At 66.1% G+C, this 13,750-nt stretch carries 17 protein-coding genes; 11 read left to right on the top strand and 6 right to left on the bottom strand.

From position 1 onward, the window contains the following. Window positions 1-18 precede the first annotated feature (18 nt). Window positions 19-435: a hypothetical protein gene (locus MP11Mi_RS08815; protein WP_420041904.1), complete on the bottom strand. Its 417-nt coding sequence runs from the start codon at window positions 433-435 to the stop codon at window positions 19-21. Between the two features lie 80 nt (window positions 436-515). Between MP11Mi_RS08815 and MP11Mi_RS08810 the strand changes: the two genes are divergently transcribed. From MP11Mi_RS08810 to mnhG, 6 genes are read left to right on the top strand one after another with little or no spacing between them, the layout of a single operon-like run. After that, a complete protein-coding gene (locus MP11Mi_RS08810; protein ID WP_420041903.1) occupies window positions 516-3,416 on the top strand; it encodes a Na+/H+ antiporter subunit A in 2,901 nt (966 codons plus the stop codon). Next, window positions 3,413-4,177 (top strand): Na(+)/H(+) antiporter subunit C, encoded by a 765-nt coding sequence (locus tag MP11Mi_RS08805; protein WP_420041902.1) that lies wholly within the window; start codon window positions 3,413-3,415, stop codon window positions 4,175-4,177. Before MP11Mi_RS08810 ends, MP11Mi_RS08805 begins: the two co-directional genes overlap by 4 nt. Beyond that, window positions 4,174-5,790: a Na+/H+ antiporter subunit D gene (locus MP11Mi_RS08800; RefSeq protein ID WP_420041901.1), complete on the top strand. Its 1,617-nt coding sequence runs from the start codon at window positions 4,174-4,176 to the stop codon at window positions 5,788-5,790. Before MP11Mi_RS08805 ends, MP11Mi_RS08800 begins: the two co-directional genes overlap by 4 nt. Beyond that, a complete protein-coding gene (locus tag MP11Mi_RS08795) occupies window positions 5,787-6,596 on the top strand; it encodes a Na+/H+ antiporter subunit E (RefSeq protein ID WP_420041900.1) in 810 nt (269 codons plus the stop codon). Before MP11Mi_RS08800 ends, MP11Mi_RS08795 begins: the two co-directional genes overlap by 4 nt. After that, entirely contained in the window at window positions 6,593-6,853 is a 261-nt protein-coding gene (locus tag MP11Mi_RS08790) for a monovalent cation/H+ antiporter complex subunit F (RefSeq protein ID WP_420041899.1), read from the top strand. The genes MP11Mi_RS08795 and MP11Mi_RS08790 overlap by 4 nt, the downstream gene beginning before the upstream one ends. Beyond that, a complete protein-coding gene (mnhG, locus tag MP11Mi_RS08785; RefSeq protein ID WP_420041898.1) occupies window positions 6,850-7,191 on the top strand; it encodes a monovalent cation/H(+) antiporter subunit G in 342 nt (113 codons plus the stop codon). The genes MP11Mi_RS08790 and mnhG overlap by 4 nt, the downstream gene beginning before the upstream one ends. A gap of 47 nt (window positions 7,192-7,238) precedes the next feature. Here mnhG and MP11Mi_RS08780 read toward each other — a convergent pair whose 3' ends face one another. From MP11Mi_RS08780 to MP11Mi_RS08765, 4 genes are all read right to left on the bottom strand, one after another. After that, window positions 7,239-8,372 (bottom strand): glutamate--cysteine ligase, encoded by a 1,134-nt coding sequence (locus MP11Mi_RS08780; RefSeq protein ID WP_420041897.1) that lies wholly within the window; start codon window positions 8,370-8,372, stop codon window positions 7,239-7,241. Between the two features lie 18 nt (window positions 8,373-8,390). Further along, window positions 8,391-8,996, bottom strand: a complete 606-nt coding sequence (locus MP11Mi_RS08775; RefSeq protein WP_420041896.1) for a superoxide dismutase family protein — start codon at window positions 8,994-8,996, stop codon at window positions 8,391-8,393. Window positions 8,997-9,041: 45 nt separating this feature from the next. After that, a complete protein-coding gene (locus tag MP11Mi_RS08770) occupies window positions 9,042-9,560 on the bottom strand; it encodes a LytR C-terminal domain-containing protein (RefSeq protein ID WP_420041895.1) in 519 nt (172 codons plus the stop codon). Window positions 9,561-9,630: 70 nt separating this feature from the next. After that, a complete protein-coding gene (locus tag MP11Mi_RS08765) occupies window positions 9,631-9,975 on the bottom strand; it encodes a DUF3263 domain-containing protein (RefSeq protein ID WP_420041894.1) in 345 nt (114 codons plus the stop codon). Window positions 9,976-10,157: 182 nt separating this feature from the next. On the opposite strand from MP11Mi_RS08765, the gene MP11Mi_RS08760 reads away from it, so the two are divergent. The 5 genes from MP11Mi_RS08760 to MP11Mi_RS08740 are packed head-to-tail and all read left to right on the top strand — an operon-like array spanning window position 10,158 to window position 13,254. After that, window positions 10,158-10,751, top strand: coding sequence for a peptide deformylase (locus tag MP11Mi_RS08760; protein ID WP_420041893.1), 594 nt, complete (start codon window positions 10,158-10,160; stop codon window positions 10,749-10,751). 7 nt (window positions 10,752-10,758) lie between these two features. Continuing rightward, window positions 10,759-11,478, top strand: coding sequence for a GNAT family N-acetyltransferase, cg3035/Rv0428c family (locus MP11Mi_RS08755; protein ID WP_420041892.1), 720 nt, complete (start codon window positions 10,759-10,761; stop codon window positions 11,476-11,478). A gap of 42 nt (window positions 11,479-11,520) precedes the next feature. After that, window positions 11,521-12,036, top strand: a complete 516-nt coding sequence (locus tag MP11Mi_RS08750; RefSeq protein ID WP_420041891.1) for a guanyl-specific ribonuclease — start codon at window positions 11,521-11,523, stop codon at window positions 12,034-12,036. After that, window positions 12,033-12,461, top strand: a complete 429-nt coding sequence (locus tag MP11Mi_RS08745; protein ID WP_420041890.1) for a barstar family protein — start codon at window positions 12,033-12,035, stop codon at window positions 12,459-12,461. The genes MP11Mi_RS08750 and MP11Mi_RS08745 overlap by 4 nt, the downstream gene beginning before the upstream one ends. A gap of 4 nt (window positions 12,462-12,465) precedes the next feature. Then, on the top strand, window positions 12,466-13,254 hold the full coding sequence (locus MP11Mi_RS08740) for an exodeoxyribonuclease III (RefSeq protein ID WP_420041889.1): 789 nt from the start codon (window positions 12,466-12,468) through the stop codon (window positions 13,252-13,254). 60 nt (window positions 13,255-13,314) lie between these two features. On the opposite strand, the gene MP11Mi_RS08735 is transcribed toward MP11Mi_RS08740, so the two are convergent. Continuing rightward, complete coding sequence (locus tag MP11Mi_RS08735) at window positions 13,315-13,662, bottom strand: GNAT family N-acetyltransferase (protein ID WP_420041888.1); 348 nt, start codon at window positions 13,660-13,662, stop codon at window positions 13,315-13,317. Window positions 13,663-13,750: the final 88 nt, after the last annotated feature.

Raw genomic sequence — 13,750 nt, 5'->3', positions numbered from 1 at the left:
GCGCGGGCAGGCAGGCGGTCAGTCGGTGCGCATCACCTCGTAGAACGCGGTCGCGCCACCTCCAGCGGCATCAGCGGAGACACCGACGCGCACCCACAGGGTTCCACCGTCGACGGACTTGGACAGCAGCACCGTCTGATTCGCTGCGTCGCCCGCGCGGCTGGACTCTTCGTACCCGTCGTCCTCAAGGAGTTTCGTCGCGTTGGCGAGTGGATTGCCGTCGGCCGCGTTCCCTTGGATCGTCACGCGCCACGAGTCGCCCTCCCCCGACGCGGAGAGGATGTTTCCCTCGACCAGAGGGACGTCGTCGGACGGGAAATCCGCGGGCAAGGATTGGCCGGATCCGTCGGAACTATCGTCCCCGCACGCGCTCAATGCGACGCCCCCGAGAAGCACTATGACGAGGATTGCACAGATGCGAAACAAAGACTTCATGCCCGAAACGGTAGAGTAGACCACGGCAGAAGACTTGTTTCGACACCCCGCCCACCCTCTGAAAACGACGGAGTGCCCTTTTGATCGTTGTGATGATCGCGCTCGCCATCGGTGCGCTCGCGTCACCGCCGATCATGAAAGCCTGTGGTACCCGGGGGTTTTACGTCCTCGCATTGATGCCGGCCGCTGCCCTAGTCTGGGTGATTGTCAACTGGCCGGACGCTAACGCCGAACCCAGCACGGAGTCGATCTCGTGGGTGCCGAGCCTGCAGATGGACATCGAAGTCCGCTTCGACACGTTGTCGGCGGTCCTGTCGGTCCTCATCCTCGGTGTCGGTTCGCTCGTCCTCGTGTACTGCGCGAACTACTTCGACATCATGCGGCGCCGCGTCGCGACGTTCGGCGCCGAGATCGTCGCGTTCGCGGGAGCCATGTTCGGGCTCGTCGTCAGCGACAACATGCTGGTCCTGTACGTGTTCTGGGAAGCGACGACGATCCTCTCGTTCATGCTCGTCGGGTTCAACATGGTCCGCGCGACGTCCCGCCGAGCAGCGACCCAAGCACTGCTCGTCACCACGTTCGGCGGCCTTGCGATGCTCGTCGGCATCATCATGCTCGGCGAGCGCACCGGCAGCTACCTGCTGTCGGATCTCATCGCGGACCCGCCCGGCGGGGGCGTCTACATCGACGTCGCCGTGATCCTCATGCTGATCGGCGCGCTGTCGAAGTCCGCGATCGTCCCGTTCCACTTCTGGCTGCCCGGCGCCATGGCCGCCCCAACCCCGGTCAGCGCGTACCTGCACGCCGCGGCCATGGTCAAGGCTGGCATCTATCTGGTCGCCCGGTTGGCGCCCGCGTTCGCGGGCCTGCTGAGCTGGCAGGTCCTCGTTCTCGGTCTCGGCGCCCTCACGATGGTGCTCGGCGGGTGGCGCTCGCTCCGCGAACGCGACCTGAAGTTGATCCTCGCGTTCGGCACCGTCTCGCAACTCGGCTTCATGATGGTCCTCGTCGGCGTCGGCGACGGCGGAGTCGCGATGGCCGGGCTCGCGATGGTCGTCGCGCACGCCATGTTCAAAGCGTGCCTGTTCATGGTCGTCGGCATCATCGACCATTCGACCGGCACTCGCGACATCCGGCTCCTAGCGCGACTGGGCCATCGGCTGCCCGTCCTCGCCACGATCGCCGCACTCGCCGGCGCGAGCATGGCCGGGCTGCCGTTCACCCTCGGATTCGTCGGCAAAGAATCGGCCTTCGGCACCCTTTGGGACACCGGGGCCATTGACCCGACGGCCGCACACCTCGTCGACATCGTGCTTCTCGTGGGTTCGATCATCACTTTCGCGTACACGACGCGGTTCCTGTGGGGAGCGTTCGGCCGTAAGGTCCGTCGTCTCCCGACGCGGGCGGTCGCCACCCTCCATCCGCCGAGCTTCGCGTTCCTCGCTCCGCCTGCCGTCCTCGCCGTCCTCGGTGTCGTCTCGTCGTTCGTGGCGCCCCAGATCGGCGACCTGTTCGAGCCGTACGCGCAGACCCTGCCGACATTCGGGCATCCCATCGAGCATCTGGCTCTCTGGCACGGTTTCGGGCTCCCCCTGCTGTTCTCGGTCATCGTCGTCGTCGCAGGCTCCGCACTCTTCCTGGTGCTCCGCGCCCGCCGACGTCGCGTGTTCAAGAACCCGCCGCCGCTCAACGCCGACCGCGCCTACGATGCGACATTGCGTCTGGCCGACACCGCATCCCTGTGGGTCACTCGGACCACTCAGCGTGGCTCCCTGCCGATCACCCAGGCGGTGATCTTGTCGACCGCTGTCGCGTTGCCGCTAATCGCTTTGGCGCTCGGCAACCGGGACACGTTGTCGGTCCACGGTTTCGACACCCCGGAACAAGTCGTCGTCGGCCTCATCATGATCGCCGCCGCGCTCGCCACGACGATGATGCGCAACCGCCTCGCGAGCGTGCTTCTCGTCGGCCTCACCGGGTACGGCTGCGGTGCGCTGTTCGCGATGTACGGTGCCCCCGACCTGGCATTGACCCAGTTCCTGGTGGAGAGCGTCACCCTCGTCGTCTTCGTCCTGGTGCTGCGCAAGCTGCCGAGTGAAGCGGCCGCGGGCCACGCGACTGGGTTCCGAATCGGGCGTGCCCTGATCGGTCTGGCGTTCGGCGCGATGCTCGTCCTGGTCGGACTGTTCGCCGCTGCGGCCCGCTCCACCGAACCCCTCCAAGTCCGCCTGGGTGACGCCGCCTACGAGTTCGGGCACGGTTCGAACGCGGTCAACGTCCTCCTCGTCGACATCCGCGCCTGGGACACCCTCGGCGAGGTCTCGGTCCTCATCGTCGCCGCGACCGGTGTCGCGTCGATGGTGTTCCGCAGCCGCCGGTTCGGTGCGGTGCCGCGCATCACCGATGCCGCGCGACTACAAGCAGGCATCGACGACGACGATTCGGTCTCCGAACGGACCACGTGGCTCGTCGGCAGCGAACTACGCGATCCTCGACATCGCACGATGGTGCTCGAAGCCACTACCCGCGTCGTCTTTCCAACCCTGGTGATCCTGTCGCTCTACTTGTTCTTCGCGGGCCACAATGCGCCGGGCGGCGGGTTCGCGGGCGGCCTCGTCATGGGCCTGGCCCTCGTGTTGCGCTATCTCGCCGGCGGCCGGTACGAACTCGGTGAAGCACTGCCAGTCGAGGCCGGAACCATTCTCGGTGCGGGCCTCTTCATCTCCGCGGCGACGGCCGTCAGCTCACTGTTCCTCGGCGCGCCCGCCCTGTCGTCGGCGGTCATCGACCTGCATCTACCGGTATTCGGCGACGTTCACATCGTCACCGCGATGTTCTTCGACCTCGGCATCTATCTGATCGTCGTCGGACTCGTCCTCGACGTGCTTCGCAGCCTCGGCGCCCGCCTGGAAGTGGCCGACGATGCGCCGCTGACCGGCGGCGTCTCCGCCCAGCAGCAGCCGCAGGAGGTGCGCAAATGAGCGTCGACCTCGGGCTGCTAGTCGTCGCGGGTGTGCTCGCCGCGGCGGGTGTATATCTGCTGATGGAACGCAGCCTGATCCGGATGCTGTTCGGCCTCATGATGGTCGGCAACGCGGTCAATCTGCTGATCGTCACACTCGCGGGCTCGCCGGGGAGTCCCCCGATCCGAGGACGCGAATCGTCTGGCCAGAGTTCGGATGCCGACCCGCTCGCTCAAGGAATGGTGCTGACCGCCATCGTCATCACGATGGGCGTCGCAGCGTTCGTGCTCGCCCTGGCGTACCGGCTGTTCGTCATCAACCGGCGCAGTCGAGAGACACCTCCCGACATCGAACCGACATCGGTGGAGTCCGCCACCGACGACGATGATCTCGGCGACGATCCGGAGGACGTCAAGATCGCCACCGGCTCCCTGCAGTCGTTCGGCGACCGTGACCGCAGCGACGATCCGCTCACCGGAGCTGACACCGTCGCAGGCGACTTCTTCGACGACCACGGAAACCCGCTCACCGCCGAAGAGTTCGAAGCCGTCCACCAGGGCGTCATCGAAACCGACCTGATGCCCGAGGACGCCGTCCTGATCGCACACCTGCACGACGACGACGGCGACGACATGCCGGACACCACTGATATGACCGACGACCCAGACAGCGCCAGCCCAGACAGCGATACCCCAGATAGCGATACCCCAGACAGCGATACCCCAGACAGCGACGACCACGGAGGCGGCAGCGGCCATCGGGATGGGGGCGATCGGTGATCCCCCAATCGTCGTGGATCACCGTGTTGATCGTCCTGCCGACACTGGCCCCGCTGCTCGGCGCGGCCGTCACGCTGCTCCGCGGGCGCAGCCCGAGCGTCCAGCGCGCGGTGAGCGTCACCGCGATCGGTGTCGCGTTGGCCGCGTCGGCGATGATGCTGTATCTGACGAGCGTCAACGGTCCGTACGCCGTCCACGTCGGCGGATGGGGCGACCGTGACGGCGGTGGCGGCTCGCCGCTCGGTATCACCCTCGTGGTGGACCGACTGGCCGCCCTCATGCTCGTCGTGTCGACGACGGTGCTGCTGTGCGTCGTCGTGTATGCCATCGGCCAGGGCATCCGAGACGGCACCACCGAACAGCCGGTGTCGATCTTCCTGCCGACTTACCTGATCTTGACGGCAGGTGTCTGCAATGCGTTCCTCGCGGGCGACCTGTTCAACCTGTACGTCTCGTTCGAGGTGCTGCTCGCCGCGAGCTTCGTGCTGTTGACGCTCGGCGCCAGCGCCGAACGCGTACGAGCCGGCGCATCGTACGTGATGGTGTCGATGGTGTCGTCCCTGATCTTCTTGGCGGGCATCGCATTCGCGTATGCGGCGACCGGCACCCTGAACCTCGCCGAGATGGCGGTACGGCTCGACGACGTCCCGGACGGCACCCGCAACGCGCTGTACGCGGTGCTCCTCGTCGCGTTCGGCATCAAGGCGGCGGTCTTCCCGCTGTCGACGTGGCTGCCGGACTCGTACCCGACGGCACCCGCACCGGTCACCGCGGTGTTCGCCGGACTGCTCACCAAGGTCGGCGTCTACGCGATCATCCGCGCGCATTCGCTCCTGTTCCCGGGCGGCAGCATGGACACCGTGTTGATGATCGCCGGACTGTTGACGATGCTCGTCGGCATCTTCGGCGCCATCGCCCAGTCGGATGTGAAACGACTACTGTCGTTCACACTCGTCAGCCATATCGGTTACATGATCTTCGGCATCGCCGTCGGATCGTTGGAGTCGACGTCGGCCGCGATCTACTACGTCGCCCACCACATTCTGGTCCAGACGACGCTATTCCTGGTCGTCGGACTGATCGAACGTCAAGCCGGATCGTCGTCCCTTCGACGGCTCGGCGGACTCATCGCGAGCCCGCTGCTGGCTGTCCTGTTCCTAATCCCGGCGCTCAACCTCGGCGGTATACCGCCGTTCTCCGGATTCATCGGCAAGGTGGCGCTCCTGCAGGCAGGTGTCGCCGACGGTTCGGTCCTGTCGTGGATTCTCGTTGCAGGCGGCGTCGTCACGAGCCTGCTGACCCTGTATGTGATGGCCCGGATCTGGACGAAGGGCTTCTGGCGGGCACGGGCAGATGCCCCCGAAGGCGACCTGGCGTCGAGCACGCCGTCCGCACTCGTCGAAGAAGGCATCGACGTACAGCTCGACGACCGTGAGGACGTCGGCCGGATGCCCGTCACCATGGTGGTGCCGACGGCCGCGATGGTCGCCGTCGGCCTCGCCCTCACAGTGTGGGCCGGACCGATCTTCGAGTTCACCGACAGCGGCGCACATGGCGTCCTCGACCGAAACATCTACATCGAGACCGTCCTCGGGCCGGGAGGTGGCCGATGAGCAACACGCCGTTCCCCGACCGCCCGCATGTCAAGCCGGTCGGCAAGAAGCCGGTCCCGTCGTTCTTCGGCAACCTGTGGCGACTCGCCGTCGTCTGGTTTGCGTGGCCCCTGACGAATCTGATCGTGTGGCTGCAGGAGCACCTCAAGTTCCCGAAGTGGGCGGGCGGCGACCTGCGTGAGTTCGCGATGCGTCTGTGGGGTGTCGCGTGGCTCGCGTTCGTCTGGGTCCTCCTCTGGGGTGAAGTCACTTGGGCCAACATCGTCGTCGGCATCGTGCTCGCGATCGTCGTCATGACGGTGCTGCCGCTGCCGCGCGTCCCCGTCGAGGGACGAGTCCATCCGCTGGCCGCAGCGAAACTCCTACTCACGCTGATCGGCAATTTCGTGGTGTCGTCGGCGCAGGTCGCGTGGGCGGCGATCAAGCCGGGACCACCACCCCTCGGCGCCGTCGTCCGAGTCCACGTCGCCATCAAATCCGACCTGGTGCTGACGCTCGCCGTCGACTACATCAACCTGGTGCCGGGCACGATGGTCGTCGAGATCGACCACCTCCGGCGCATGCTGTACGTGCACATCTTCGACGTCCGCAAGCAGTCGCATATCGATTCGTTCTTCCGCCAGATGGCGTACGTCGAACGGCAGTTCATCAAGGCGTTCGAGCGCGACTCCGAGTGGCATCCGAGCCCGTTCCACGGGATCGACGACGACTACCATCATGTTCCGTTCAGCGACCGTCAGCGCGTCGCGGCCGAAGAGCGTCGTGCCTCCCGAAAACTGCTGCGTCGACGGAAGGAGGACCGGTGAATTACGTCTGGGCCATCTCCGCGGCCATGCTCCTCATCGCCGCCGTCCTGACCACCTACCGGACGCTCCGCGGCCCGAGTACCCTCGACCGACTCGTCGGGGTGGACGCGATCGTCGCCATCATGATCTGTGGCCTCGCGATCTGGGTGGCAGTGACCGGCGACACGACGATCTCCGCTGCGATCGTCGTCCTGAGCCTCGTCAGCTTCATCGGGTCCGTCGCCGTGGCCCGCTTCCGAGTGAGGGACGACCAATGATCACCGACGTGCTGACTGCCTTCTTCGTGCTGTCCGGTTCGCTGCTCGCGATGACCGCGGCGATCGGCATCGTCCGCTTCCCGGACACGTTGAGCCGTATGCACGCGGCGACCAAGCCGCAGACGTTCGGCATGATCCTCGTCCTCATCGGTGTGCTCATCCGACTCGATGGGCATTTCGACAGCGGAATGCTCGTGCTGAGCGGCCTGTTCACGCTGATCACTGCACCCGTCATCGCGCAACGCGTCGGCCGACTCGTCTACCGCGAGCAGCGCATCGACGAACATCTTCTCGACGAGAGCCAACTCCGCTCACAGATCAAAGACAGCGATCGCTGACCGGTCGCCCACGGCCAGTGGGTGACCCGGTCACGCGAGCGCGACGCTCATTCCAGTTCGTCGACGATCGACGCGACGACGTCACGGAGATCGCCGGTACGGGCGAACACCTCGTGTTGGCGTTTATAGCTGACACCGTTGGCGACGATATCGGCGACGGACGCGAGTTCGTCGGCACAACCCAACGACGCGGCAACCGGCTCGAGGCGAACTAGGAGGTCGGCGAGGTCATCGGTGACGAGGCGCTCCGAGCAGTCGGAGTCCTGGATGATGATGGCGTCGATGCCGTAGCGGGCGGCGCGCCATTTGTTCTCCTGCACCAGCCACGGAGCCATCTGCGGCAGCGTCTCACCTGCGGTGAGCCGACGGTCGAGGTCGACGATGAGGCAGTGGATGAGGGCGACGATGCCCGCTAGTTCACGGCGATTGGAGACGCCGTCGCACACCCGGACTTCGATGGTGCCCAGGTGAGGTGACGGTCGGATGTCCCAGCGGATCTCATTGAGATGGTCGATGATTCCGGTGGTCTTCTGGTCGGCGACGAAGCGCTCGAACTCGCTCCACCGCTCGAACTGGAACGGCAGACCCGCGGTCGGCAACTGCTGGAACATCATCGCCCGATTGCTCGCGTACCCCGTCTCCTGCCCGCCCCACATCGGCGACGACGCCGACAAGGCGAGCAGGTGCGGGTAGAACTTGAGCAGCGACGAGAGGATCGGCAGCACTTTGTCGCGGCGGCTGATCCCGACATGCACGTGGACACCCCAGATAAGCATCTGACGTCCCCACCACTGTGTGCGAGCGATCAGTTCGGCGTAGCGCGGACCTTCGGTCAACTGTTGCGTCGACCATTCCGCGAACGGGTGGGTGCCCGCGCCGTACAGGTCGACGCCGATCTCGTCGGTGAGCGCGCACACGACGTCGAGAGTGTCGCCGAGGTCGGCCATCGCCTCGGGAACCGTATGACAGATCCCGGTGACGAGTTCGACGGTGTTGCGGAGCAGCTCCTTGTGGATCTGTCCCGATCGATCGACGCCGCGCGCAGCGATCAGCTCGAACAGTTCTGGAGCGGAGTTCGACAGGTCACGTGTATGACGGTCGACGAGCGCGAGCTCCCATTCCACTCCGAGCGTCGGCTCGAGTGATCCGTGAAACTCGGTCTCGCTGATACGATCCCCCACCGGTAACGTGCCCGCTCGCTACTCGGCGATGACGCCGCAGGCCAGACGGTGCGAACCGTCCGTGTCGCCGACCTCGTGGACGATGAGCGCCCGGCCGCGGATCTGGTCGAGCTTGAACGCGTCGGTCGAGCTGGTGACAGTTCCGGTTCCGTTCTGCAGGACGGTGACGCTGGTCAGGTCACCGCTCTCCGGCTTGCCGGTGTGACCGTTCACCTGGAGGTGGTCGCCTGCCGATGCGAAGCCGTTCGACGCCTCGCATTTGCTGCCCGAATGGATGTGAACGCCGTGCGATCCCGTGTCCATGCCGGTGACGCGCAGGTTCACGGTGACCGCATCGCCTTCAGCGCTGAACGTAGCGAAGCCGACGCTGGTGCCGTCGGTGTTGCGCAACGTCACGGTCAGCTCTTCGGCACCGCCGGAGGTGGTGCCGGCTTTGATCTCGTCGCCCGGCTGCGCCTGATCTCCGGTGATGACCGACGGCGTAGTGCCCTTCTCATCCGTGGGGTACTGATCGGGCGTGCAGCCCGCGAGGGCCGCACCGGCGACACCGGCCGCGGCGAGGACCGCCAAGACACGGGTGGTCGAGATTCCGGTAGCGGCACCGCTGTGGTTACGGGCGAACATGGCGCTCCTTATGTGTTCCGTACGAGGACTGGGGGCTGAACAGGCTTACTTGGTGACCACGACGACGACGAGTTCACCTTCGCACCGCGTGAACACAGCGGGACGCGGGTCGGTTGACGCTCCGCCCGGCACCGCGTCGGCGACCTTTTTGGCTGCATCGGCATGACCTTCGTCGTAGAAGACGGTGTTCTCGCTGATACTGCCGGTCGAGAGGTTCTCCGCACTGCTGACCTCGAAGCCCGCCTCTTTGAGCTTGGTCGAGACGTCGCCGGCCAGGCCCGTCACCGTCCCCGCGTTGAGCACGCACATCGTCCCGACGTCGGCGGCGTCGGCGGCCTTCGTTGACGACGGCGGAGCAGACTTGCTCTCGCCTCGCGGTGTCGATTCGGGCGCCTCCGCAACCGCCGAGGTCGTCGGACTCTGGGCGGCGGACAAGTCACTGTCATCGTCGCCACTGGTGGCCGCGTGGTGCCAGCCGAGGCCGATGAAGACCACGGCGACAGCCAACAGCAGCATGGCGCCTGCCCGAAGGGGCAGTCGGTTGGTTTCTCGGTCAGCTTTCATCACGGCAACTTTAGCTCACGAGGTCGCCCGTGAGGCGAGCCGTCCGTACGACGCGCCCGCGGTGACTGTTTCAGATCTCGAATCCGAGGCGTCGCGCGGCGCGCGCTTTCTGCCGCGACGCCCGCAGACGACGCAGACGCTTCACCAGCATCGGGTCCGCCGCAAGCGCTTCCGGGCGGTCGACCAGCGCGTTCAGAATCTGGTAATAGCGGGTCGCGGACAGGCTGAAGAGTTCCTTGATGGCTTCTTCCTTCGAGCCCGCGTACTTCCACCACTGACGTTCGAAGGCGAGAATGTCACGTTCCCGGCGAGTGAGCCCGTCCGGACCAACTTCGTGCGGGTCACTGTGCTGCCCAGCCTGCGCAGCACCCACCGAATCGTCGTCGCCTGGTGTACGCGCGGTTGCGCCGTCCATCTCGCTCCCTTGCAAAGCCTGCCGAATAGTCACATCCACTCGCCCCGTTTCCGCGTTCCGCACCCGCGTCCCCGCACGAATCACAAGCGTGTGGTTCGCCTCAAGAGTGTAGCCACCGAAACCGCCACCTTCACGGCGACGCACCGCGAACCCTCCGCATTGCGCCGGTAAAGTATGTGGACATGGCAATTCTTCCAATCTGCATCGTCGGCGAACCGGTCCTCCACCATCCGACGACGCCTGTCGACGTCGACGATCAGGGCCGTCCGTCCGCCGAGATCGTCGGTCTGCTCGACGACATGTACGAGACCATGGACGCGGCCAACGGCGTCGGCCTGGCCGCCAATCAAGTGGGTCGCGGACTGCGCATGTTCGTCTACGACTGCCCGGACGGTCCGACGCGCCGCCGCGGCGAAGTCATCAACCCCGTCCTGGAGACCTCGGAGATCCCCGAGACGATGCCGGACCCCGACGACAACGACGAAGGCTGCCTGTCGGTGCCGGGCGAAGGCTTTCCGACCGGGCGCGCCGACTGGGCCAAGGTCGTCGGCACCGACCGTGACGGAAATCCGGTCGAAATCGAAGGCGACGACCTCTTCGCTCGGATGCTGCAACACGAGACGGGCCACCTCGACGGCTACCTGTACATCGACGTCCTCGTCGGCCGGAACGCGCGCGCGGCGAAGAAGGCCGTCAAACGCAACGGTTGGGGAGTGCCCGGCCTCACCTGGATGCCGGGCGCAGACCGCGACCCATTCGGGCACGACGACGACTGAACGTGCCGTGATCGAACCGACCGTAGGCGACCGCGTCGTCGTCCGCTATCGACTCGACCGGTCGGACACCCCATCGGATTGGCGCGCTGCGCCGAACCCGGAGTTACCGTCCGGCCCGTCACAGTCGGATGTGACGGGCGTACTTGTGACGTCGGCGGACGAGCAGTCGCTGACGGTCGACCGCGACGGCGAAGTCATCTCGATTCCACGCACGGCGATCACCTCGATCCGGCTCCTGTCGCGACGGGTGGTCCGTAATTCGGTGATCCGCGACGTCGAGCGCGCGCTGTGCGCGGGATCCGATGCGACACATCGCGCCGAGATCGACGGGTGGATCGTCGCGGCGGGCGGGTCGACGATCCGCGGCCGGTCGGCAGTTCCCGTCGAGTTCAATGCACCGGCGGCGGCCGTCACCGAGATCGTCGAGTGGTACGCGGCCCGCAACCTGCCAGCGCTGGCGCTACTCCCGGACCGCCTCGTACTGCCCGGTCGAATCACCGTCGACGACGCTCAGTCGTTGGAGGTGCTCGTCGCCCCGGCCCCCGAAACCGTCGGCGGCCTCGTCCCCGTCCGAGTCGGCGACGCACTGTGGGCGATCGACGTCGATGCGGCCGACGAGACCGTACGAGCGGCCGCGCGGGCCGCCGGCTACGAACTCCACCACACCGTCACCGTCGGCGGCCTCGCCGAGCCCCACGAAAATTCGATCCAGACGAGTCCGATCTAGACGAATTCGATTCCGCGGCGTCACCGGTTACCGTGGAACGCGATGTCGCACCCGAACAGCAACCCGGACCAATCCCGTCGCCGCATGCTCGCATCCGCGCTGGGGGTCATCGTCCTGCTGGTTGTCGTCGTGTTGACCTGGTGGGTCGACGGACGCAGCACCACCGACGCCGAACCGTCGGCGGCCGCACAGTCCGGGGTGTCCATGGTGGCGCCGGGCTCCGCGGCGTCCGAACGCTCCCGTACCGCGGGCAGACCGTCGAGCGACGTACCGGCCCGCGTGCAGCAGACACTCGACTACATCGACGCGGGCGATTGGCCTGGCGCCGCGAACGCGCCTGGCACGCACGGCGGGGACACTTTCCGTAACGCGGAAGGACGACTTCCGAAGAAGACGTCGGCAGGCAAGAAGATCACCTACCGGGAATGGGACGTCAACCCGAAACAGAATGGGCGCGGCCGCGACGCCGAACGGATCGTGACCGGCAGCAACGGTTCGGCCTACTACACGCTCGACCACTATGAGACGTTCGCCGCGATCCGAGGGCCACGCACATGACGGCCGTCGCCGCCTCGTCGCCGGCCCTGTTCGGGAGCGGTCTCGTCGCGCGTCGCGTCGACGGCGCCCGGATGCGGACCGTGCCGCAGGTACTCGACGCGCTCGCGGCAGCCTGGGACTTCCCCGACTACTTCGGCCGCAACCGCGACGCGCTCGATGACTGCATGCGGGACCTCCCTGCCGGCCTGCACACGGCCGAGGGCACACCGTCGACCGGGTGGCTGACGATTATCGACAACGCGTCGCAGGTGCTCGCCGACGAGCCCGACGCGTTCGAATGGTTCGCCGAGTCGGTCGACTTCTGGCGCGACTCGTATCGCGACCGGCGGTTCGCCGTGCTACTCGTCGACGACGATCCGGACGCGGTCCGCGCCCACTGGTCCGATGCCGGTATGACCGTGACCGAACCGGCCGAGGAGATCTGACATCGTGCGTCTGGCCACCTGGAACGTCAATTCGATCCGCGCCCGCTCGGAGGACGTCGTCGCCTGGATGACCCGGCACGCCGTCGACGTGCTCGCCATGCAGGAGACCAAGTGTTCGGACGACCAGTTCCCGGTGATGAGTTTCGCCGCCCACGGGTACGACGTCGCGATCCACGGGAACGGCGGCTACAACGGTGTCGCGATCGCGTCCCGCGTCGGCCTGACCGACGTGCACATGGGCTTCGATGGGCAACCGACCTTCGACGGGCGCCCGGAGGCGCGGGCCATCTCGGCGACCTGCGGCGGCGTGCGCGTCTGGAGTCTTTATGTCCCGAATGGCCGCGCGCCCGGCGACCCGCACATGACCTACAAACTCGAGTGGCTCGACGTCCTCGCCAATGTGACCCGGCTGGAGTTGACACACGATCCGGCCGCCCAGATCGCGTTGGCTGGCGACTGGAACGTCGCGCCGACCGACGCCGACGTCTGGGATCGGGAGTACTTCGCCGACCGCACCCATACCTCCGATGCCGAGCGCGCTGCGTTCACAGCGTTCTCTGATTCGGGGTTCGTCGACAGCGCCGACCCCTTCGCGCCGGGGCCTGACACATATACGTTTTGGGACTACCAGGCCGGACGCCTCGACAGGAACGAGGGCATGCGCATCGACTTCGCCCTCTGCTCCCCCGCGCTGAACGATCGCGTCTTCGACGCCTTCATCGACGTCGCGGCTCGGCAGGCCAAGGGTGCGAGTGATCACGCGCCTGTCGTACTGGACGTCTCGTCCGCCTAGCCACAGTCACCTCTGCCCAGCCACCGCAACCCACTCACCGCACGTGGTGACCGTTCGGGGTTAGACGGGGGCGAGTGCGACGACGCCGGGATGTGCGTCGAGGAAACTTCGAGTGAATGTGCAGACCGGTCGCACCTTCAAACCGTTGTCACGCATGTAGCCCATCGCGCTCCCGGTCAATCGAGTCGCCAGTCCGTGACCGGCGTACTCGTCGTATAGGACGGTGTGCAAGATCGTCGCGACCCGCCCGTCCGGGGCGTCTTCGATGCTGTAACCGAGGACACCGACGAGGTCGCCGGCCACCCACAGCTCGAATCGTTCCCGAGCAGGATTGTGCACGACCTCCGAGATCTGCTGGAGCAGCGATCGTGCACTGTTCTGCGGCGCATGTTGATGGCGGTTTCTCATTTGCACAACACCCTCCCTGTGATACCGCTCACAACCATACGGCGCGCAGACAATGTGCGGCAAGTCACATCCGTCACATCTGCATCAC

Origin of the sequence: Gordonia abscondita (assembly GCF_032711245.1) — a bacterium.
Lineage (GTDB): Bacteria > Actinomycetota > Actinomycetes > Mycobacteriales > Mycobacteriaceae > Gordonia.
The sequence above is the reverse complement of the archived record's forward strand: the minus strand, read 5'-3'. Positions and strand labels throughout refer to the sequence as shown.

Bases quoted from the DNA above. Each gene is read 5' to 3' on its own strand.
- MP11Mi_RS08815 (WP_420041904.1), bottom strand. From the start codon at position 435: ATGAAGTCTTTGTTTCGCATCTGTGCAATCCTCGTCATAGTGCTTCTC.
- MP11Mi_RS08805 (WP_420041902.1), top strand. From the start codon at position 3,413: ATGAGCGTCGACCTCGGGCTGCTAGTCGTCGCGGGTGTGCTCGCCGCG.
- MP11Mi_RS08795 (WP_420041900.1), top strand. From the start codon at position 5,787: ATGAGCAACACGCCGTTCCCCGACCGCCCGCATGTCAAGCCGGTCGGC.
- mnhG (WP_420041898.1), top strand. From the start codon at position 6,850: ATGATCACCGACGTGCTGACTGCCTTCTTCGTGCTGTCCGGTTCGCTG.
- MP11Mi_RS08775 (WP_420041896.1), bottom strand. From the start codon at position 8,996: ATGTTCGCCCGTAACCACAGCGGTGCCGCTACCGGAATCTCGACCACC.
- MP11Mi_RS08770 (WP_420041895.1), bottom strand. From the start codon at position 9,560: ATGAAAGCTGACCGAGAAACCAACCGACTGCCCCTTCGGGCAGGCGCC.
- MP11Mi_RS08765 (WP_420041894.1), bottom strand. From the start codon at position 9,975: ATGGACGGCGCAACCGCGCGTACACCAGGCGACGACGATTCGGTGGGT.
- MP11Mi_RS08760 (WP_420041893.1), top strand. From the start codon at position 10,158: ATGGCAATTCTTCCAATCTGCATCGTCGGCGAACCGGTCCTCCACCAT.
- MP11Mi_RS08750 (WP_420041891.1), top strand. From the start codon at position 11,521: ATGTCGCACCCGAACAGCAACCCGGACCAATCCCGTCGCCGCATGCTC.
- MP11Mi_RS08745 (WP_420041890.1), top strand. From the start codon at position 12,033: ATGACGGCCGTCGCCGCCTCGTCGCCGGCCCTGTTCGGGAGCGGTCTC.
- MP11Mi_RS08735 (WP_420041888.1), bottom strand. From the start codon at position 13,662: ATGAGAAACCGCCATCAACATGCGCCGCAGAACAGTGCACGATCGCTG.